Below are 20,324 nucleotides of genomic sequence, written 5' to 3'. Positions count from 1 at the left end.
GGGCGCGGGGAACTGCGCGATCGGCCGACGCCGGCCCGCAGCCGACACGCCACCCCGGGGCCCGGGCAATCTGCCGGCCCGTCGTGGCTTGTCGCGCCCACGCGGCGGAGCCGCACGGTGTCACGGCCCCGCGCCCCTTACGGGGCACTAGGCCCTCCGGGGTACCAGCCGGGCGATGCGCCCCTTCTCCCCCGCCGCCCAGCAGCCCGCGCCCGGCGCGGCGGCGGGGGCGCAATCGACCGTGTCGTACGAGCCGGCGTCGAACGTCCGCCAGGTGCGGCCGCCGTCGGTGGTGAGCTCGCTGCCGGTGGGGCCGACGGCGAGGGCCGTGGCGCGGCTGTGCGGGAGCCAGGCGACGCCGGAGCGGTAGGCGGCCGGGGGCAGGGCGGCGGTGTGCCAGGCCCTGCCGCCGTCGCCGGTGGCGGCGGCCGCGCGGGGCGACGGCTGTCCGGCGCGGTAGTCGCCGCCGACGGCGAGACCGTGGGCGCGGTCGCGGAAGGCGAGGCCGAAGACGCCCCGGGCGGGGTCGCCCGCCGGCAGGGGCGCCTCGGTGGCGGTCCAGGTGCGGCCCCGGTCGGTGGAGTGCAGCACGCGGGAGACGGCCGCGCCGCCGGTGGCGATCCAGGCGTCGCGGGGGCCGGAGCTCACGACGCACTGGCCGCTCGCGGCGAAGGCCGCCTCGCCGCTCAGCGCGGCGGGCAGTCCGGCCGCGGGCAGGGGCCGCCAGGCGCGGCCGCCGTCGTGGGTCTCCAGGAGCCGGAACCTGCCGTCGACGGGGTCGCCGAGGGCGATGCCGTGGCGGCGGTCGAAGAAGGTCACGCAGTCGTAGAAGCCCTTGGGGTCGGTGTTCCGGAAGGCTTCCGTCCAGGTGGTGCCGCCGTCTTCCGTCCGCAGGATTCTCGATGCCTCGCCCTCGCCGATGGCGAGGACGACGGCGTTCCGCGCGTCGAAGGCCTCGACATCCCGGAACTCCAGCCCGCGCGCCCCGGGAGGGGAGACATCGCGCCAGGTGGTGCCGCCGTCGCGGGTGAGCAGGACGGTGCCCTTGGTGCCCGCCGCCCAGGCGGTGGCGCGGCTCACGGCGGCGAGGCCCCGGAAGCGGGCGTCGGTGCCGGTGTTCTTGAGTTCCCACGCCGTCCCCGGCGCCGGGGTGGCGGCCCGCGCCGGTACGGCTGCCGGGCCCGCCAGGGCCAGGGCGGCCCCGCACGCCCCGGTGAGCAGGGTTCGTAACGCCTTCAAGGTCTTTCCCATGCGTCTCATGGGGCCGGAAGCTAGTGGAGGCCGGGCGGAACCGTCCATGGCAGCTCCATGACGACGAGGCCGTTAAAAATTCATCCTTTCGGCCGGTGAACCATGGCCGCACGGACGAACCGGCGCGGGGGACGCCCTGCCTAGCGTGGGGCCATGGCCCAGCTCCCCCTGCCGTCCTCCGGCTCGCTCCACGCCGCCGCTCTGCTCGCGCTGGTCGCGGCCGGGGTGACGGCGCTGGGCCTCTGGCTGCGTCACCGGAACGCCGAGCGCGCCCGGGCGGTGGCCGCCGCGCGCGAGGCCGAGCGGCTGGAGCTGGCGGGCGAGCTGCACGACTTCGTCGCCCATCACGTGGCCGCGATGACCCTGCTGGCCAAGGCCACCGGGTCGCTGGCGGCCGACGAGCGCGTCGCCGCGTCGCTCCGCGACATCCATCAGGCGGGTGACGAGGCCATGGCGACGGCCCGGCGGCTGCTGAAGGTGCTCCAGCAGGACGAGGCCCGCCGCGCGCCGCTGCCCGGGCCGGCCCGTACGGCCGAGCTGGTGGCGGCGTTCCGCGAGGTGCGTCCGGACGCGCGGGTCACGCTGAGCGTCGACCCCCGCTTCGACGAGGGGCTGGCCCCCGGACTGGGGACCTCCGTCCACCGCATCGTCGGCGAGGGCCTGGCGAATGTGGCGAAGCACAGCCCGGACGCCTCCGCCGTGGGGGTGTCTTTGCGACGTTCCGGGGAACGGTTGATCGTGTCCGTGCGCGACGACGGCGGGAGGCCGGCCCGCACACCGGCCGTCCGCCGCCCGCCGGAGGGCGGCTGGGGGCTCGGGCTCGTGGGCGTCGGGGAGCGCGCGGACGCCGTCGGCGGATCGCTGACGGCCGGGCCGGTGCCGGAGGGAGGCTGGGAGCTGCTGGCGGTGCTGCCGGCGCGGCTCTGAGGGGCGGGCGGGGTCCGGGTCCGCCCATCCTTGGCCGTATTCCTTGAAGTTCATTGCCATCAATGACAAATGTCTTCTTTTTCAAGGGCCGTGATGCAGCTCACGCTGGATTCATGTGCACGACCACGATCGTTCGGCCGTCTCACTGTGTAAAGCAGAGGAAGTCACATCGGCACGGAAGCGCAACACCGGGGAAACCGACCGCAAGGGAGCCGGCATTGTCCACTGTTATCGAACAGGCTGTCCAGGCACGCATCATCGCGTCGGCTCCGCCGTCCCGGACGGTTCCCGCGCTCCTGCGCTACGAGAGCGCCGATCCATTCGCGGTGCGGGTCGTCTTCCCGCCCACGGCCTCCCTCGACGGCGACGAGGTCGAGTGGACCTTCGCCCGGGAGCTGCTGGCCCGGGGCCTGCTCCGCTCGGCGGGCGGCGGGGACGTACGGGTGTGGCCGTGCGGCCCGCACCGCACGGTACTGGAGTTCCACGCGCTGGAGGGGGTGGCCATGGTGCAGATCGACACCCCTGAGCTGCGGGCCTTCCTCGCGCACACCTACGCGCAGGTGCCGGCGGGCGCCGAGGCCGGGCACCTCGACGTGGACAGCGACCTGGCCGCCCTCCTGGCCTGAACGGGTCCGGCCCGAACGGGTCGGGGACCGTCAGGGGAGGTAGGCGAGCCAGTCGGTGCCCGGCAGCGGGTGGGAGTGCCACCCGCGCGCGTAGGGCGGGAGATAGGGATGGCCCGGGTCGTACAGCAGCGCCGTGGGGATCCGGGCGGCGGCGCGGACGATGTCGTCGGTGGAGTGGGAGCGGTTGTTGCCGGCGGTCTGGGCGGAGACGCAGCCCGCCTCGTAGGCGATGGGCTGGGCCCGGGGGCCGATGACGAGGCAGGGGGCGATCACGCCGAGGCGGCCGAGTTCGTTGGCGGCCCGGCGGTAGCGGACGGTGGTGTCGCGCGCGTCGGCGGTGTTGAACCGGAGTTCCTCGACCTGCACGGCGAGGTGGGCGGTGAGGACGGCACCCAGCAGGGCGACGGCGGCGAACCGGCCCCGCCGGCCGGCCGCCGCCCCGGCGGCCCGCACCGCGTGCGCGGCGAGACCGGCGACGGGGAGGGCGAGCAGGGCGTAGACGGGCAGCAGGAAGCGGGGAGCCGCGTAGTCGAGCAGGAGAAGGTAGGGCGCGGCGAGGGCCAGGGCGCAGGCGACGGGCAGGAGGGTGACGGCGGCCGCCTCCGGCTCGCGGGACTCACGGCGCTCCTGGGGCTCGCGGGGCTCCTGGGGATCTTCGGGCTCCTGTCGGCGGGCGCGCAGGGCGAGGGCGCAGGCGGTCGCGATGAGGACGGGGAGCAGCAGCCACCACAGGGAGTGGGTGATGGAGGGGCCGGCGATGCGACAGGGGCGGCAGAGCTGGGGGCCGTTGAGGGCGCGGTAGGAGGCGCGGAGTCCGGCGCCGAGGTGGGCGCCCATGCCGCCCTCGGTGTCGCTGGAGAGCGCGAGCCGCCGGCCGATGCCGCCGAAGCGCGCGTACGCCTCGACCGCCCACTGCGCGCCGCCTGCCGCGAGCCCGCCGAGGACGGCGGCCGCAGTGGCGGGCGTGCGCCAGGCCCGTACGCCGGCGCAGGCGGCCAGCAGGGGCAGGGCGAGCCAGACGGCGTCGGGGGCGCGCAACAGCGCCGCGGCGGCGAGGGCGACGACGAGCCCCGTACGGGCCCGGCGCCGGCCGGGGGCGTCGCGGCGGGCGCGCAGGAACCAGCCGACGGCGGCGACGGCGGACAGCGCGAGCCAGAGGTTGGGCATGACCTCCGGGCCGCTGAGCACGGTGATCCACAGCCCGGCGAACAGCAGCGCGGCGAGCGCGACGCGCCCCTTGCCCAGCAGCGGCTCCCACACGCGGAACGCGGCGAACAGCGCGAGCGAGGAGAGCAGTACCAGCGCGACCCTCAGCACGGGGACGGAGGGAGTGAGGGAAACGATGGGCGCGACGAGGAAGCTGATGCCCCGTGAGCGCGGGGCGCTGAAGAAGGCCGCGGGATTGCGGGGGTCCACCTGGGAGAGGTAGACGCTCTCGTCCCAGCCGAGGTCCATATGGGCGACGGAGTAGCACAGTTGCAGTACGGCGAAGGCGACGGCGACCGCAGCCAGGCGTACGTCGTGGTGCGGCGTAGCATCCCGGTCCGTGGTGGCGGAAGCGGGACCGGCGGCGCGCCGGTCGGTGGTGGCCATGCCCTCTTCTACCGTATCGCCGCCACCCTCATCGCTCACCGTCGCTCGCCATCGCTCACCAGGGGGAGCTCGCCCCGGCGGCCTTGGCCCGGGCGCGGGCGGCGCTGATCTCGGCCTCGGCGGTCACCCGGCCCGCCCAGCAGGCGGCCTCGGCGGACTTGCCCGGCTCGAGCTCCTTGTAGACCTCGAAGAAGTGCTGGATCTCCAGCCGGTCGAACTCGGGCAGGTGCCGGAGGTCGCGCACGTGCTCGTGCCGGGGGTCGCCGGCGGGCACGCACAACACCTTGTCGTCCTCGCCCTGTTCGTCCCGCATCCGGAACATCCCGATCGCACGGCATCGGACGACTATGCCGGGGAACGTGGGGTCCCCGGCGAGCACGAGCGCGTCGAGGGGTTCCCCGTCGGCGCCGAGGGTCTCGTCGATGTAACCGTAGTCGGCGGGGTAGCGGGTGGAGGTGAACAGCATCCGGTCGAGGCGGATGCGGCCGGTCTCGTGGTCCATCTCGTACTTGTTGCGGCTGCCTTGCGGGATCTCCACGACGACATCGAAATCCACGGGGGCTCCTCCGGAGGGGTTCGGAATCACCATGGTGGCGCGTTCTGTGCGCGGAGCGCCATGGTGCGTTCACCCTGCGGTGCATGGTCCGGTGCGGGCCCGGTGGTGGTTTTGTGCCCACCCTCCCCCAGCTACCGCTGGGAGGTGCCCCCAGCACCGCGGAACGCCTGCCCTCAAACCACGGGGCGCGTGTGCCGGCTCTCGTGGCGGGGCCCGGCGCGCTTCCCGCGCGGGCTCACGAGCGGGACGCCTCCCGTCCCGCCCTGGTGTGCGCCGGCGACGCGACCGTCCGCTTCTCCCCCGGCCTGACGCTGCGCACGCGGCCCTCCCGCATCACCGGTAGCGCCCGGTACACCTGTACGGGCACGCATCCGGGCATCACCCGGGCCGAATCCGTGATCGAAGGCGGCGGGGAGACGGGGTGCCTCTCGATCGACAGCACGGCGGTGGAGCGGGTCACGTGGAACACCGGCGAGCACAGCAAGGTGCTCTACCGGCGGCACAACCTCGTCCAGCCGGCCGCCGGCGAGACCCTGTCGCTGGTCGACGGCACCGTGGTGGAGGGGAAGTTCAAGGGCAGGTCGGTGGGGTCCCCCGGGGTCCAGATCAGCCTCGACCCCCTCAGCTGCCTCACGCACCGGGGCGTCGAGGTGATCGACGGCCCCACCACCCTCGTGTTCCTCTGACGACGGGAGGCGTCACGGCGCATGCCCGGGGTCCCCTGCGCGTCGCGCGGCGGCCGGGACCAGGTCGCGGTCGGGCCGCCGCGCGTGGGGCAAGGCGGGGGCATCCGCCGGACGCTTCGCGTCCTGGACGGTCAGCGTCACCACTCCTGTCGCGGCCACCGCGCCCGCCACGGCCGCGAGGAGCGCGCCCGTCGCGCCGTAGCGGAAGACCTCGCCGAGTTCGGCGACGCCGATCGCCGCGGCCACCACGGGGTTGACGACCGTGACGGTCGCCAGCGGCGCGGCGAGGCCCGCGCCCCGGTAGGAGGACTGGGACAGCAGCATCCCGGCCAGGGCGAGGGCCGCGATCGCGCCGAGGCCCGGCAGGAGGGCCGGGATGTCGGCGCCGCGCCTCGTCCAGTCCTCGGCGACGGCCTTGGTGAAGACCGACGCCATGCCGAAGGCCGCGCCCGCCGCGGCGGCCAGCAGGACGCCCCGGGCGCCCGGGTGGCGCAGCCGACGGGCGCCGAGGGCGGCCAGAGCCACGGCGGCGAGCACCACGACCGCGAGCAGGGGGCGTTCGGTGCGGGCGAGGGTGTCGCCGTGCGGGGTACCGGTGAGGCTCAGCAGCCCCGCCAGCCCCACCGTCGCGAGGAGCGCGCCGCGCCGGCCCGCCGCGCCGACGGGGCGGCGGGCGCACAGCGCGGCCATCGGCAGGGCGAAGACGATCGTCAGCGCGCCCAGTGGCTGAACGAGGCTCAGCGGGCCGTAGGCCAGGGCCACCACGTGCAGCCCGGCGCCGAGGCAGGTGAGGGCCACCGCGCCCCACCAGCCGGGGCGCCGCAGCGGCGCGTACCCCCCGCCGGGGCTGGTGGCGGCGACGCGTTCCTGGGCGATGGCCGCTCCGGCGTAGCAGACGGCGGACACCAGGCACAGCGACACCGCCACGGCGAGCGCGCTCACGCGCCACCCCCGCTCCAGGTTCTCCGCTCCGTCAGGTCGCGCTCGTGGTTCATCCCTCCACGATGCCCGGCGCGGGCGCCCGCGTCGTCGTACTTGAGTACGGGCTTTTCGGTACTCCGCCAGGAGTACGGGTGGACGATCCGAGGGGTTGCCGGGCGGCGTGGGGCCCGCGTCGATCACGGTCGGCGGAGGGAGCGCATTGCCCATGGGATGCCCGGACGATCCCCGGCCGTATTTCTCCGTACCGCGTCTACGATTTCGTCGACGCCGGGGAAAAATCCGCTGCCAGATTTCGAGCGTCCTCAAATACCATTGCGTTCCGACGGCCCCGTATGAAATTTGTACGGGTGCTCGAACGGGGAAAGCACGGCATTAACGGGGGGAACCACCAATGTCCGCGAACTCCACAGTTTGGCATGCCCACGCATTCGATAAATTCGAACGGCGAGGGCGTCACGTCACCGTCATCGGCGCCGGTGTCGCCGGTCTGGTGGCCGCCTACGAACTGGAGCGCCTCGGCTATCGCGTCGAGGTGCTGGAAGGCAACAGCCGTATCGGTGGCCGCATTCTCACCCACCGGTTCGGCCCGGGCCCCGGCGCACCGTCCGTGGAGCTCGGCGCCATGCGCATTCCGGCCCACCACCACCACACTCTCGCATACATTCGGAAGATGGGGCTGGCCGACGAACTCCGCACGTTCGCCACGCTCCTCTCCGAGGAGAACGCCTATCTCCACACCCGGAACGGCTTCATTCGCATCCGGGACGCGGCCGGCCCGCTGCGCGAGCACTTCCGCGCCGAGCTCGCGCGGCAGCGCCCGGACCACCGGTACACGACGGGCACCATCGTCTTCGGCACGTGGCTGACGGCCATCGTCGACGCCATCGCGCCCCCGGACCTGAGGGAGGCGCTCCGCGCCGACCTCCACCGCCAGCTGCTCGACATGGTCGACCACCTCGACATCACCGAGCACATACGCGGAGCGGCGCGGGACCGCGTCGACCTCCACACGTTCTTCGCCGCCTACCCGGGCATCCGCGCCGGGTGCAGCGGCCGGCTCAACAGCTTCCTCGACGACATCCTCACCGAGACCAGCCCCGACCTGCTGCGGCTGCACGGCGGCATGGACCGGCTGACCTGCCGTCTGGCGGGCCGGCTGCGGGGCCCGGTGGCCCTCGGCCACCGGGTCACCGGCGTCGACGTCCGCGACGACGGCGTCCTGCTCCAGGTCAAGGCGGGCGGCCGGACGGTCGTCAAGCGCTCGGACCTCGTCGTGTGCACCGCGCCGTTCCCCGCCGTCCGGCGGATGCGGCTGAGCGGCCTGGACCCCGACAAGCTGGCCGTGCTGCGCGACGTGCAGTATTGCCCGGCCACCAAGGTCGCCTTCCTCTGCCGGACGCCGTTCTGGCGGGAGGGCGGCATCGAGGGCGGCGCCTCCTTCACCGGGGGGCGCATCCGCCAGACCTACTACCCGCCCGTCGACGGCGAACCGGGGCGCGGCGCCGCCCTGCTGGCCAGCTACACCATCGGGGACGAGGCCCGGAAGCTGGGCCGGATGTCGGCCTGCCGCCGCCACCGCCTGGTGCTGGACGAGCTCAGCGTGGCCCACCCCGAGCTGCTCTCGCCCGGCATGGTGCTGGAGGCCGTGAGCGTGGCCTGGGGGGACTCGCGCTGGCAGGCCGGCTGCGCCGTGCGCTGGGGCAAGAGCCCCGGCGAGGTCGAGGAGGAGCTGCTGCGCGCGGGCCGCCCGGCGCACCGGCTGTTCTTCGCGGGCGAGCACTGCTCGACGTCGCCCGCCTGGATCGACGGATCGATCGAGTCCGCGCTCCGGGCCGTCGAACAGGTGGCGGACTTCGCCACCGACCGCCGCCGCACGGCCGTCTCCGGCCGGGCCAACCCCGCGGGAGCCCTGTGATGAGCGTCTTCGACCTGCCCCGGCTGCACTTCGCCGGCACCGCGACGACGAAACTGCCCACCGGCCCGCGCAGCGGGCTCGTGGATCTGGCCGCCAACCGCGCCCTGACCGGTGACGGGCGGCCGTTCCCGGCCGACCGGCCGGCCGACGAGTACCACGACCACCTCCAGCGGCTCGGGCCGCACTTCGACGCCGCCGGGCGCTCCTGCCCGGCGGCGGAGGGGGGCGTCTTCAGCGCGGCGAAGGGGCGGCACTTCGACGGCAACGGCCACTTCCTCATGGACGCCCGCGTCGTCTCCGTCGAGGGCCCGGACACGCCGGCCGACGCCCCGCCGTCCACCGCCGACCCGGTCGTCGGCCGCAGCGTCGACGTGTGGGGCCACTACAACGAGTACCTGCGCACGACCGTCAACCGGGCCCGGGTCTTCGACCTGGACCCGGCCTCCCGGTGGACGACCGCCCTGATGATCGGCCGGTTCGGGCTGGGGCGCCTGGGCCGTTCGCACGACGACGGCTACATGCTCAGCAACGCGGTCGAGGGCTTCCAGCCGCCGCGCTGGGTGGACTTCCGCCGGATCCTGGGGGTGGGCGAGCACGCGCTCGCCCAGGAGCTGGGCTATTGCGCCGTCCACCAGTTCGTCGTCACGCCCGAGGAGGGCGCGGACGGGCTGGGCTGGCTGCCGGACGCCCGGCTCTCCCCCGCCGTGCGCGCGCTGCGCGAGGCGGTGGAGGGCGGGGCGGACGGCCTGGTCGTCCAGTTCGCGCTGGACGACGTGACCTCGCCGCTCGCCCCGGACACCCCCGCCCTGTGGCGGGTGCGGGGGACGATCGCGCCCTGGCACGCCGACGAACTGCGCAGCTATCCCGCCGGCCGGCTGCTCGCCCCCCTTCCGGGGGCGGGTGGCCCGCTCCACCACATGACGGTGGAGGTCGGGCACGGCCGGGCCGCGTTCAACATGGTCTCCGCCGTGCCGCTCACGGGCCGGGCGGCGGAGGCGGGCCCGGGCCCGCTGCACCGGCTCGGGCCGCCGCTGGACGTCGGTGATCTGGAGCTGCGGTCGGCCGACTCCGGCCGGCTCCTCGCCCGGCTGCCCGCCGGGTCGTACACCGGGTCGGGCGCCGGGTCGGACGTCGGGTCGGGCGCCTGGGAGCTCACCTCCGGCATCGTCACCGTGCCCGCCGAGGCGGGCTGGGAGGCCGCCCCGGACGAGGCCCTGTGCCTGGTCCGGGCCGCCACCGGCACCGGGGGCCCGGAGGTGCTGCTCGCCGAGCGGGAGATCAACGTCCAGAGCGACGAGGCCGTGGTGACCGTCCATCACCGCGACGCGGCGCACGGGCGCGACCACGCCGTCGAGGTGCCGCTGCGCGTGTTCGTGCGCGGGCGCCCGGCGAGCGCCGGGACCGTCCACGCGCGCCAGTACTCCAACCCGCGCGCCCTGCCCGCCGACCCCGTCGCGGGCGGCCCGGGGGCGCGCTGCGGGGACGCCGTCCACCTGGGGATGCGCGGCGGGGACGGCGGCTTCGCCGCCGAGTGCTCCGTGGCGACCGACGAGACGGGCCGGGGCCTGCTCACCCTGCGCGGCGAGCGGGCGGGCACCTGCCGCGTCCTGCTGACCACCGACCCCGCCGACCGGCCCGCCGCCGACCCCACGGCGGAGGGCTCCGCCTGGACGGCCTACGACGACGAGGACGCCCTCGGCTACTGGGCGGGCGCGGGCGCCCTGTCCGTCCGCGTCCTGCCCGACGACTGGCACCTGGACGACGTCCCCCGCGAGGACGTCGACTTCACCCTGCTGCACCGCGAGGTCTTCGCGTTCTACGAGCACATCTCCACCTTCATGCGCTCCGACGTCTTCAGCCTCGCCGACCGCTGCAAGGTGGAGACCTACGCCGAGCTGGCGTGGCAGATGTGCGACCCCCGCAACAAGGCGAAGACGTACTACATGCCGCCCACCCGCGACCTGACCGACCCCAAGGCCCGCCTCCTGCTGGCCTATCTGCGCAACCAGCAGGAACGGCCCCGCCCGCCGCTGACCGCCCCGGCGATCCCCGTGACCGAGCCCGCCATCACCACGCGCGGCGAGCTGTGGACCGCCCTCAAGCAAGCCGCCGCGCTGGAGCTCGCGGTGATGCTCCAGTACCTCTACGCGGCGTTCTCCGTGCCCACGCACGGCGCCGGGCGGGAGTACGTACGGCGCGGCCGATGGACGGCGGAGCAGCTGAAGCTCGCGTGCGGGCAAGGCGGCGCCACCGTCGACGACGGGATCCGGGGCACCCTGCTGAACGTCGCCCGCGAGGAGATGATCCACTTCCTGCTGGTCAACAACATCATCACGGCCATGGGCGAGCCCTTCCACGTCCCGGTGCTCGACTTCGGCACGCTCAACGCCGAGCTGCCCGTCCCGCTGGACTTCGCCCTGGAGGGGCTGAGCGTCGGCAGCGTGCAGCGCTACATCGCCATCGAGCAGCCGGCCGGGCTCACGCCGGAGGTGCGCCGCGAGAGCGGCGCCCGGCCCACCGCCGTCCGGCCGCTCGGCTTCACCTGGAGCTCGGTGAGCGAGCTGTACGCGGGCATCCGGGAGGGGCTGCGGCGCGTCCCCGACCTCTTCCTCGTCGAGAAGGGGCGCGGCGGCGGCGAACACCACGTGTTCATGCGCGAGTCGGTCAACGCCACCCATCCCGACTACCAGTTGGAGGTCGACGACCTCGCCAGCGCCCTGTTCGCCGTCGACTTCATCACCGAGCAGGGCGAGGGCGGCGCCCTGGGCGAGGCCGGGCCGTCGGACTCCTCGCACTTCCAGAGCTTCCTGCGGATCGGCGAGGCCCTGACCACCGAACGCGTCCCCGGGCCCTACGGGCGGCTGCTGCCCTGGAGCCCGGCCTACCCGGTGCTGCGCAACCCCACGGTGGGCGTCGGCGACGCGGCGAAGGACTCGATCACCGACGACGAGGCACGGGCGGTGGCACGGCTGTTCAACCGCTCGTACCACGTGATGCTCCAGCTGATGGCCCAGCACTTCGGCGAGAGCCCGGACGGCAGCCTGCGCCGCTCGAAGCTGATGAACGCCTCCATCGACGTGATGACCGGCATGATGCGCCCGCTGGCGGAACTGCTGGTCACGATGGAGTCCGGCCGCCGCGGCCGGACCGCCGGCCCGACGTTCGAACTCGACACCCCGCCCGCGTTCGTCCCCCGGCCCGACGTGGCACGCCGCGCGCTGGCGCTGCGCCTGGACCACCTCGCGGCGGCGGCCCGCAAGTGCGAGCCGGTGCCGTCCCAGGTCGCCGAGATGGCGGCCTTCCACGCCGACTTCTTCCGCCGCCAGGGAGACACCCCATGAGCACACCGATAACCCCCTTCCGCCCGGAGGACGTCGACCCGGCGGACCCCTACGCGTCCTACCGCCCCTACCGGGAGCTCGACCCCGTCCACCGCTCCGGCGACACCTGGTACCTCTTCCGCCACGCCGACGTGGCCCGGGTGCTCACCAGCCGCCGCTACGGCCGGGGCGCCCTGCCCACCGCGCTGCCCGAGCAGTGCCCGCACCTGCGGCGGACCGTCACCAACTGGCTGGTGTTCATGGACCCGCCGGAGCACACCCGGGTGCGGGCGCTGGTCGCGAAGAGCTTCACGCCCCGCATCGTGGAGGCGCTGCGCCCCCGCATCCGGCGGCTGGCGGCGGAGCTCACCGCCGAACTCACGGCGACGGACCCGGCCGATCTGGTGGGCGGCTTCGCCGCGCCCTTCCCGATCCTGGTGATCAGCGAACTGCTGGGGGTGCCGAGGGCCGACCGCCCCTGGTTCCGGGAGCGGGCCGTGGACCTCCAGCAGGCCACGAGCTCCCGGGCGGCCCGCCGCTCCGACGGGTTCGCGGTGGCCGAGGCGGCCGCGCGGGAACTCGCCGGGTACTTCCGGGCCGAGCTGGCGGGGCGGCGGGCGGGGCGCGGCCCCGACGCGGTGGACCTGATCGCGGCGATGCTGGCGGCCGAGGAGAGCGTTCCGCTAGGTGACGACGTCCTGGTGGGCACCTGTATCCACCTGCTGACGGCGGGCCACGAGACGACCACCAACCTGCTGGCCAAGGGCCTGCTGGCCCTCTTCGCCCACCCGGAGCAACTCGCGGAGCTACGGGCGGAGCCGAAGCTGCTGCCGAACGCGGTGGAGGAGCTGGTGCGCTACGACCCGCCCGTGCAGATGATCAGCCGCTGGGCCAAGGAGGACGACGAGATATCGGGGCACGCCGTGCGCCGGGGCGAGAAGGTCGTCCTGGTGCTGGGCTCCGCCAACCGGGACGCCGGACGCTTCCCCGACGCGGACCGCCTCGACATCCACCGCGACGCGCTCCGGCACACCGGCTTCGGCATGGGCATCCACTACTGCGTGGGCGCCCCCCTGGCACGGGCGGAGGCGGAGATCGGCCTGACGGAACTCCTCCGCCTACCGGGCCTGTCCCGAGCGGCCGACCCGATACGGTACGCGGACGACCTGATCTTCCACGGCCCGGCGAGGATGATGATCCACACAGGCGCTACGTAAGGGGGCGCCCCGTCAGGGGCGCGGGGCTGTGTCGATATGCGGCTGCCGCCGCGTGGGCGCGACAAGCCCCCACCGGCGTGCAGGTGACGGCACCGCTCACCCCCGCCGAACGAACCACTGGTTCAGATACGCGTCGAGCGCCCGGACATCCCCCGCCCGGGCGCGCAGCCCGATGTGCCCGTCCGGCCGGACAAGCAGCAACGTGCCGGGCGCGGGCCCCTCCGCGACGCCTTTCCCGGCCCGGATGCCGAAGACCTCGGCCCGCAGGGCGTAGCGGTCGAGCGTGCGGCGCAGCTCGGCCGTGTCGGTCGTGCCCGGCACCGTACCGGTGGCCGCACCGGCCGCCGAGTCCACCAGCAGCGTCCAGCGCTCGTACGACAGCAGATCGTGGAGCCTGCGCTGCCGGCCGCTCTCGGTGACGGGCAGGTCGGGCAGCCGGTCGCCCGCGCGGAGGGCGCCGCGCCCGCCCCGGTCGGCGGCGAGCGGCCCGCCGCGGTAGTGGCGGAAGAGCTCACTGAGAAGGTTGCGCCCCTGCCGGTTGAACGTCTCGCTGCGGAGGAGCGTGGGTCCGAGGAGCCGCATCGCGCCGAGGGTGGCGGCGGAGGGCGGCAGCTCCAGGACGTTGCGCCGCATCTGCCGCATCACCTCCTGGGCGATGGCGCGCTGCTCGGCGGTGTAGGTGTCGAGCAGGGCGTCACGGGCGTGCCCCTGATGGACGGCGGCGAGCTTCCAGGCGAGGTTGTGGATGCCGCGCAGCCCGGTGTTGAGCCCGCGCCCGCCGATGGGTGCCCACAGGTGGGCGCTGTCCCCGGCGAGGAGGGCCGGGCCCACGCGGAAGGTGGCCGCGACGCGGTCGTGGAAGCGGGCCCGGTTGAACCACTCGGGCTCGGTGGGCATCAGGCGGACGTCCGGGTCGTGGGTGACCCTGGCGACCAGCTCGCGCATCTCCTCGACGTCGGGCGGCGCGACGTGCCCGGGGTCGGGGTCGTCGCGGAAGCAGAAGAAGCGGTACCCGCCGCCCGGGCGCGGCGAGACGATGAGGCTGGCGCGCCGTTCGAGGAAGAAGTACGTGGTGTCGGGGGCGTAGGGGTAGGGCCACCGGGGCCGGGCGTTGATCTGCACGGCCTGGAGGCCGGTGCGGCGCTCGCCGTCGAAGAGGAGGCCGAGCGTTCTGCGGACGACGCTGTGGGCGCCCTCGCAGCCCACGACCCAGCGGCAGTCGAGGGTCTCCACCGTGCCGTCGGGGCCGCGTACGTCCACTTGGGCGGCGCGTTCGCCGGGGCGGACGGCGACGGCCTCGCTGTTCCAGCGGACCTCGGTGCCGAGTTCGCCGAGGCGTTCGGCCAGCAGCGCCTCGATGGCGATCTGCTCGATGGACAGCGGCTGGGGGAAGGCCGTGCCGGGGACGGTCATGGCGTGCCGGCCGATCTCCCGGCCCCGGACATGGAAGACGGCCTGTCGCAGGGGCAGGCCCTGGTCCAGGAAGCGCTCCTCGCAGCCGAGGTCGCGCAGGATCTCCAGGGCGCGCTGCCAGAGGACGCTGGCCCGCACCTGCCGCTTGGTGCCGGGCTCCTTCTCCAGGACGGTCACGCCCAGCCCGTACCGGCGCAGGGCCACGGCCAGGGCCAGGCCGGTGGGCCCGGCCCCGATGATCACGACGTCCCGGCAGAAGCGGCTCATGGGCCTCCCCATCGCTCGCCCTTATGGTCGGGCATGCGGGGGGAGGCTTCAATGGGACGGCCGGGGGGCATTCGGGGGGCGCCCACGGGGCATTGACCCGTTCGGGCGCCCGTTCGACGGCGGACGGGCTCCGGCGCGCCTCAGTGCGCCTCCGCCTCCACGGGCTTGGGGATCAGGAAGGACGTGCCGAGGGCGGCGGCCATGATGACCACGCCGGCGATCATGCTGGTGACATAGCCGCCGGCCGAGGACGGGTCACTGGGCATCGTCGCGGTCTTGACCGCGTAGAGCAGCGCGAAGCTCAGGCCCGCGCCGAGGTTGAAGGCGCCGGCGTTGAGGCCGGGCAGGAAGCCCGGGTTCTCCTTGGGCGACAGCACGATGCCCAGGCCGTTGAGGACGATGTTGGCCACGCCCGCGTAGGTGATGCCCACGAGGATCGAGGTGACCAGCAGCATCACGCGCGAGTGGGCCGGGATGGTGAAGATCATCAGGATGACGGAGGCGGCGGCGCCGACCAGGCCCAGGCGCAGGATCCGCCCGTAGCCGTAGGTGGCGGCCAGCCGGCCCGCGATCGGGCCCATGGCCAGGCCCGCCAGCGCGTAGGGCGTGAGCGTCCACCAGGCGGAGGCCTCGGCGCTCATGCCGAGGCCGGCCTTGGCGTCCTGGGCGAACGCGGGGATCAGGCCGTTCATGACGGCGAACACGCCGGTCATGGTGAGCACGGTGGTCAGCAGGATCGCCCAGGTGGCGCGCTGCTTGAGGTGGCGCGTGGCGACCAGCGGGTGGTGGGTGCGGTCCTCGGTCCGCCAGAACAGGGCGAAGGCGATCGCGGAGAGCACGACGAGCCCGCCGACCAGGCCCCAGTTCGCCGCGTCGAGCTTGCCCGCCTCGTTGAGGGCGACGAGCAGCGCGCCGACGGAGACGACCAGGAAGGCGACGCCCGGCCAGTCCATCGAGTGGGCGGAGGGGACCTTGGTCTCGCGGGTCAGCGTGGCGACGAGGACGGCCGCGATGACGGCCACGACGGCCATGGCCCAGAAGACGGACTGGAAGCCGTGGTTGTCGGCGAGGTAGCCGCCGGCCAGGGAGTCGACGCCGGCGATGCCGCCGTTGACGGCGGTGATCGCGCCCAGGAGGGTGCCGTAGCGCTTGGGCTCGGTGACCTCCATCCGCAGCATGATCAGGCACAGCGGCACGGTCGGCCCGGACGCGCCCTGGATGAGCCGGCCGACGAACAGCATGGGAACGCTCTCGGCCAGCGCGGCGACCACACAGCCGACGGCCATCAGCACCAGCATCCCCGCCAGCACCTTGCGGCGTCCGATGACGTCGCCGAGGCGGGGCAGGAACAGCGAGAACAGCGCGGCGGAGGTGAAGAAGGCCGTCTGGGTGAGGCCGATCTCCGCGGAGCTGGCGTGGAGGCTGTCCTCGATGCTCTTCAGCGCGGGGCTGAGCATGCTCGCGTTGAGCTGGAAGGCCACGCAGGCCGCCAGCAGCGCCGTGACCAGCACGCCCACGCGCACGGGACGGTGGCCGTCCCAGGTGGCGGGCTGGTCACCGGCGGGGTGATCAGTGTGAGAAACGTTCATGCTTCGACGTACCAATTCGTTCAAGGCTCGACCGCGACCAGTCTGTGGCAGACGGCGGGGACGGGCGACCCCGGCCCGGCCGGGCCGATCTGTCGCAAGGTGTCCCCAAAAATAGAAAAACCCCAGCGGAGCTGGGGTTTCCTCGGGTCTGGCGAGGTTTGGCCTCCCCTTTAGGGTACATGGACCCTTGTTGATCGTTTCCGGGCTCTCATGGAGTGCTGCCCGGTGGGAGCCCCTTCCCATAGGGTGAGTGCGGCCCGGCGACCGGGCCGGCGCAGGTGACGAGGAGGAAGATCTTCGTCGGCCACCAGGTCAGCAGGTCCGTCATGGGCGTTCCTCCGTCGGCGGCTCGATGTCACCGGGGCCGCGCGCCCCGGCGGTCCCCTGCCGGTTGCCGCCCCGGGCGCGCCAGCGGCCGCTGATCCGGCTGAGGACGCCGGGGCGGTTCCAGTCCTGGAACGCGGACGCCCAGGGGCCGCCCCGCCGCCGAAGGTCGCGGAGGAGCGCGTCGACGTCCTCGGCGGGCATGCGGCGCACCACCGGCCGCAGCACGGTCGTGAGCAGCCCGGTGCGGATCTCCTCCCAGAGGGCGTCGGCGCCGGGCGCGGTCTGCCAGGCGGCGAAGCACCCGGCGGCGTATTCGGGCGCGCCGCGCATCCGGTCGGCGACGCCCTCCCGACGGGCCGCCCGGTCGTACGCGCGCAGGAAGGGCTCGTCGCCGCCCTGGACGAGGGCGAGGAGCTCGCCCTGGGGCGCGGGGGAATCGAGGAGCCGCTCGGCGAGCGCGGCGCTCACGCGGGTCTCGATGCCGGGTTCCAGGGGGAGGGCCTGGGCGCGCAGGGCGACGGCCCGGCCCGCGTAACCGGTCAGGGTCTCGCCGGCCGTCAGGTCACCGGCCAGTTCGAGCAGCAGGAGCGCGGCCCGTTGGCGGGGAGCGAGGGTGGTGGCGCGGTTCAGGAGCAGGGCCTTGGCGAGCTCGGGCGCTTCGGGGTCGTCGGGGTCGCTGTCGAGGGCGGCCTGGACGAAGGAGTCGTCCAGGCCCGCCGCGCGGCACCACGCCTCCGGGAGCGCGGCGAGCAGGATGCCGGCCTCCACGGGCCGGATCGGGGTGTCGCCCCAGACCAGCCGGACGGCTGTGCGCAGCACGGACGACTCCCCCTGGTGCTCGGCGCCCGCCGCCTTCATGAGGGAGTCGAGGAGCCCGGGACGGTCGGTGTGCGCGGGGTCCCCGGCGGTGTTGACGGCGGCGGCCATGCGCAGGTGGGGGTGGGGCGTGAGGTCGGCGGCCGGGAGTCCGTCCGCGAGGGCGCGGGCGACGGCCGCCGGGTCGCCCGTGGCGGCGGTCCGGTCGAGGGAGCCGAGGACGGCGGCCGCGAGCTCGGGATGGGCACCGAGCGCGGCCCGTACGGCGGCGCGGTCCTTCTCCTCGTTGTCGTCGAGGAGGGCGGTGCTCATACGGGCCGTGAGGGCGGGCAGGACGGCACTTCGGTCGAGGCAGAGTGCCTCGGCGAGGCGGTGGAGGGACAGGAGGACGGGCAGGGGCGCGTCGGACGCCCGCGCCAACTCGGCGCGCAGGTCGCGTACGAGGGGGTCCGTGATCGCGTGGCCGGCCAGGGGCGCGAACTCGTCGGCGAGCGCGGCCAGGGCCGTCCACTCCTCGGCGGTACGGGCCGTGCCGCCCGCCGCCAGCCCGGTGAGCAGCGCGAACCGGTCGGACGCCCGGGGACGCGTCACGGCCCGGCGGGCGGCCGCCGTGCGGCCGGCCGCGTCGAGGGCGACGCCCTCGCGTGCCGCCAGGGCGGCGAGGCGCCCGGCGTCGTACGGCGCGTCCGGGCCGGTGCCCTCCGGGTTCCGGACCGTCCCGGAGACCAGTTCGGGGAGCCCGGCCAGCCACAGCCGGGCGGCGATTGACGCCCAGGCATCGGGCGCGTCGGTCGCGTCGGACGCGTCGCGCACGGTGCTGGAGCGGCCGCCCGCGCAGTCGTGGACGCGGAAGCGGCGGCCGGCGTCGGCGGCGTCCGTGTCGGCGTCGGGTGAGGTGCCGACGATCTGCTGCCGGGCGAGGCCGGGGCGGCGGGTGTACGTCGTGAAGGTCAGCCGGTCGGCCCGCTCGCGCGGGAGGACGGCGCTGGCGACGGCGATCCAGTGCGCGACGTCGGCGCTGTCGCGCTCGACGACGAGGAGTTGCGGGGCGTCGGGGTCCCGGAAGAGGCTCCGTACGTCCGCGAGGAAGGGTTCGAGCCGCTCGGCGCGGGCGCGGACGAACTCCAGCAGCCGCGCCTTGTCGATGCGCCCGGCCGAGGTGAGCTCCCCCGCCGGGACGCCGTCCCCGGGCGTGCTGTCGGCCCAGAAGGGGGACTCCCACGCCTGGATGGGCAGCATGCCGCCGGGCAGGGCGTCGGCCGGGGGCAGCCGGACGGCGTGGGCGTGGAAGTTGCCGTACCGCCCGCTGTAGTCGGTGCCGGTGTAGACCGCGCGGCACAGCAGCCTGCTGCCGTCGGAGAGGAGGTGGTGGCTGAACGCGATGGGGAAGCCGGCGAGTTCGCCGGCGGTGGGGCGGGCGGGGGCGTCGCGCGGCGGCTCGTAGCCCACCAGCTGCTCCACCTCGGCGAGGAGGGCGGCGGGCAGGTCGTCGCTGACGGCGGTGAAGCGGAAGCCGGAGCCGTCCGGGCCGGGGGCGGCGGACGTGTAGTGCAGCTGCTGGAGCGTCACGCCTTGCCCGCCTTCTTCTCCTTGTGGGTGGACGCCTTGTGGATGGACGCCTTGTGGGTGGGCAGCAGGCCGCGGCGGGTCAGCAGCCACAGGAGGGGGGCCTCCACGCGGGTCGGCTGCGGACCGGACTTGGGGGCGTCGGCCGGGGCGTCGGCCGGGGGCGGCGCGCCGAGCGCGGAGAGGCCGAACAGCCCCACGTCCGAGAAGTCGCTCTCCAGCTGCCGGTGCAGCGCGCCGCCGTCCCAGCTCTCCAGCAGGGAGCGCACTTCCTCGTGGACGGCGGTGCGGTCGGCGTCGTCGAAGGCGCCGCCGTGGTGGGAGGCGTTGGTGTGCAGGGGGGAGTGCGGGGAGAGCAGGGGGCGCAGCATGTCGGTCTTGGTGAGGGCCACGGCGACGGGCGTCGACAGCCGGCCGCGCGAGCCGGCGCGGCCGTGGCCGCGCAGCTGTGCCGCGATGTCGGCGGCGATCTGCTGCGGCGGCGTCTCCACGGCCGGCAGGGGCGGTCCGTCGCCGCCCGCGAGCTCGTCCCGGACGGACGGCAGCTGCAGGGGATCGACCAGGAGGATGATGCCGTCGGCGGCGGCCAGGTAGGCGGTGTAGCGGTCCATGGCGGCGGCGTTGCTCAGGTCCTCGCCCGCCGCGTCGAAGAAGACCAGGGCGGTGTGTCTGCTGCCGGAGTGGCCGTTGCCGACGCCGAACCGGCCCCGGGAGGGGACGCTCAGCCGGTACAGCAGCGGGTCGTTGAAGCCGAGCGCGGCGGGCCGGGTGGCGCCGGGCAGGTGGAGCCGCTCGTAGAGTTCGGCGGCCATGTCGCGGTCGCGGCGCTGGGTGTCCGCGCCCATCGCGGCGAGCGACGCCCGGTACGCGCCGCCGACGCGGTGGCGCAGTTCGTTGACGAGCACGGTGATGTAGGTGCTCTTGCCGGTGGCCTTGGCGCCCACGAGGGCGATGATGCGGCTGTCCTGGTCGCAGTAGTCGCTGGGGAGATCGCTGTGACAGCGCCGGCAGACGCGTACGGGCGTGGGGACGCCGCAGTCCGGGCAGGCCGCCCGTCCGCCGGCGCCGCGCAGGGAGCGGAGGTCCCGGGCGCGGAGGTCCAGGGCGCGCAGGGCGCCGGGCGCGTCGAAGACCGGGCCGCGCATCCGGGCCTGCGGGGGGACACTGGGGCCCTTGAAGTCGGCCCAGACGTCGTCGCGTTCGGGGTCGCAGGCCGTACCGCCGCGCACGCCCGTCGCGGACATCAGGCAGCGGTAGCCGAGCCGGGCGGCCGGGCCTCGGGCGAAGCAGTAGGGGCAGATGACGGTCGTCAT

Annotated in this window: 14 protein-coding genes; 6 read left to right on the top strand and 8 right to left on the bottom strand. The window is 74.6% G+C overall.

Annotated features, from left to right (window positions below):
* Positions 1–147 precede the first annotated feature (147 nt).
* The gene (locus tag ACX9I7_RS04790; protein WP_459386581.1) at positions 148–1,260 is read right to left on the bottom strand and encodes a WD40/YVTN/BNR-like repeat-containing protein; all 1,113 of its coding nucleotides are present in this window, start codon (positions 1,258–1,260) and stop codon (positions 148–150) included.
* A 144-nt stretch (positions 1,261–1,404) separates the two neighbouring features.
* Here ACX9I7_RS04790 and ACX9I7_RS04785 point away from each other — a divergent pair, with 144 nt between their 5' ends.
* Positions 1,405–2,178 carry a sensor histidine kinase gene (locus ACX9I7_RS04785; protein ID WP_387567465.1) on the top strand — a complete coding sequence of 258 codons (774 nt, stop codon included), beginning with the start codon at positions 1,405–1,407 and terminating at the stop codon, positions 2,176–2,178.
* A 218-nt stretch (positions 2,179–2,396) separates the two neighbouring features.
* The gene (gene ssgD, locus ACX9I7_RS04780; RefSeq protein WP_358625100.1) at positions 2,397–2,804 is read left to right on the top strand and encodes a spore wall synthesis regulator SsgD; all 408 of its coding nucleotides are present in this window, start codon (positions 2,397–2,399) and stop codon (positions 2,802–2,804) included.
* A 30-nt stretch (positions 2,805–2,834) separates the two neighbouring features.
* Here ssgD and ACX9I7_RS04775 read toward each other — a convergent pair whose 3' ends face one another.
* Positions 2,835–4,397 carry a hypothetical protein gene (locus ACX9I7_RS04775; RefSeq protein ID WP_459386580.1) on the bottom strand — a complete coding sequence of 521 codons (1,563 nt, stop codon included), beginning with the start codon at positions 4,395–4,397 and terminating at the stop codon, positions 2,835–2,837.
* Positions 4,398–4,452: 55 nt separating this feature from the next.
* Positions 4,453–4,953, bottom strand: coding sequence for an inorganic diphosphatase (locus tag ACX9I7_RS04770; RefSeq protein WP_459386579.1), 501 nt, complete (start codon positions 4,951–4,953; stop codon positions 4,453–4,455).
* Positions 4,954–5,144: 191 nt separating this feature from the next.
* Here ACX9I7_RS04770 and ACX9I7_RS04765 point away from each other — a divergent pair, with 191 nt between their 5' ends.
* Positions 5,145–5,639 (top strand): hypothetical protein, encoded by a 495-nt coding sequence (locus ACX9I7_RS04765; protein WP_459386578.1) that lies wholly within the window; start codon positions 5,145–5,147, stop codon positions 5,637–5,639.
* Positions 5,640–5,651: 12 nt separating this feature from the next.
* On the opposite strand, the gene ACX9I7_RS04760 is transcribed toward ACX9I7_RS04765, so the two are convergent.
* Positions 5,652–6,581: a DMT family transporter gene (locus tag ACX9I7_RS04760; protein ID WP_459386577.1), complete on the bottom strand. Its 930-nt coding sequence runs from the start codon at positions 6,579–6,581 to the stop codon at positions 5,652–5,654.
* 391 nt (positions 6,582–6,972) lie between these two features.
* On the opposite strand from ACX9I7_RS04760, the gene ACX9I7_RS04755 reads away from it, so the two are divergent.
* Genes ACX9I7_RS04755 through ACX9I7_RS04745 form a run of 3 tightly spaced genes read left to right on the top strand, consistent with a single transcriptional unit; the run spans position 6,973 to position 13,033 of the window.
* Positions 6,973–8,496 (top strand): flavin monoamine oxidase family protein, encoded by a 1,524-nt coding sequence (locus ACX9I7_RS04755; RefSeq protein WP_387567457.1) that lies wholly within the window; start codon positions 6,973–6,975, stop codon positions 8,494–8,496.
* A complete protein-coding gene (locus ACX9I7_RS04750; RefSeq protein WP_459386576.1) occupies positions 8,496–11,837 on the top strand; it encodes a ferritin-like domain-containing protein in 3,342 nt (1,113 codons plus the stop codon). The genes ACX9I7_RS04755 and ACX9I7_RS04750 overlap by 1 nt, the downstream gene beginning before the upstream one ends.
* Positions 11,834–13,033, top strand: a complete 1,200-nt coding sequence (locus ACX9I7_RS04745; protein WP_459386575.1) for a cytochrome P450 — start codon at positions 11,834–11,836, stop codon at positions 13,031–13,033. The genes ACX9I7_RS04750 and ACX9I7_RS04745 overlap by 4 nt, the downstream gene beginning before the upstream one ends.
* 96 nt (positions 13,034–13,129) lie before the next feature.
* On the opposite strand, the gene ACX9I7_RS04740 is transcribed toward ACX9I7_RS04745, so the two are convergent.
* From ACX9I7_RS04740 to ACX9I7_RS04725, 4 genes are all read right to left on the bottom strand, one after another.
* Positions 13,130–14,713, bottom strand: a complete 1,584-nt coding sequence (locus ACX9I7_RS04740) for an FAD-dependent oxidoreductase (RefSeq protein ID WP_459386574.1) — start codon at positions 14,711–14,713, stop codon at positions 13,130–13,132.
* Positions 14,714–14,853: 140 nt separating this feature from the next.
* Positions 14,854–16,302: a uridine transporter UriT gene (uriT, locus tag ACX9I7_RS04735; protein ID WP_358625116.1), complete on the bottom strand. Its 1,449-nt coding sequence runs from the start codon at positions 16,300–16,302 to the stop codon at positions 14,854–14,856.
* Between the two features lie 324 nt (positions 16,303–16,626).
* The gene (locus ACX9I7_RS04730) at positions 16,627–19,014 is read right to left on the bottom strand and encodes a GTPase-associated protein 1-related protein (RefSeq protein ID WP_459386573.1); all 2,388 of its coding nucleotides are present in this window, start codon (positions 19,012–19,014) and stop codon (positions 16,627–16,629) included.
* Complete coding sequence (locus tag ACX9I7_RS04725) at positions 19,011–20,324, bottom strand: TRAFAC clade GTPase domain-containing protein (RefSeq protein ID WP_459386572.1); 1,314 nt, start codon at positions 20,322–20,324, stop codon at positions 19,011–19,013. Before ACX9I7_RS04725 ends, ACX9I7_RS04730 begins: the two co-directional genes overlap by 4 nt.

This window comes from Streptomyces sp. L500, from assembly GCF_054551825.1.
This window is presented reverse-complemented; position numbering and strand designations above follow the sequence as displayed.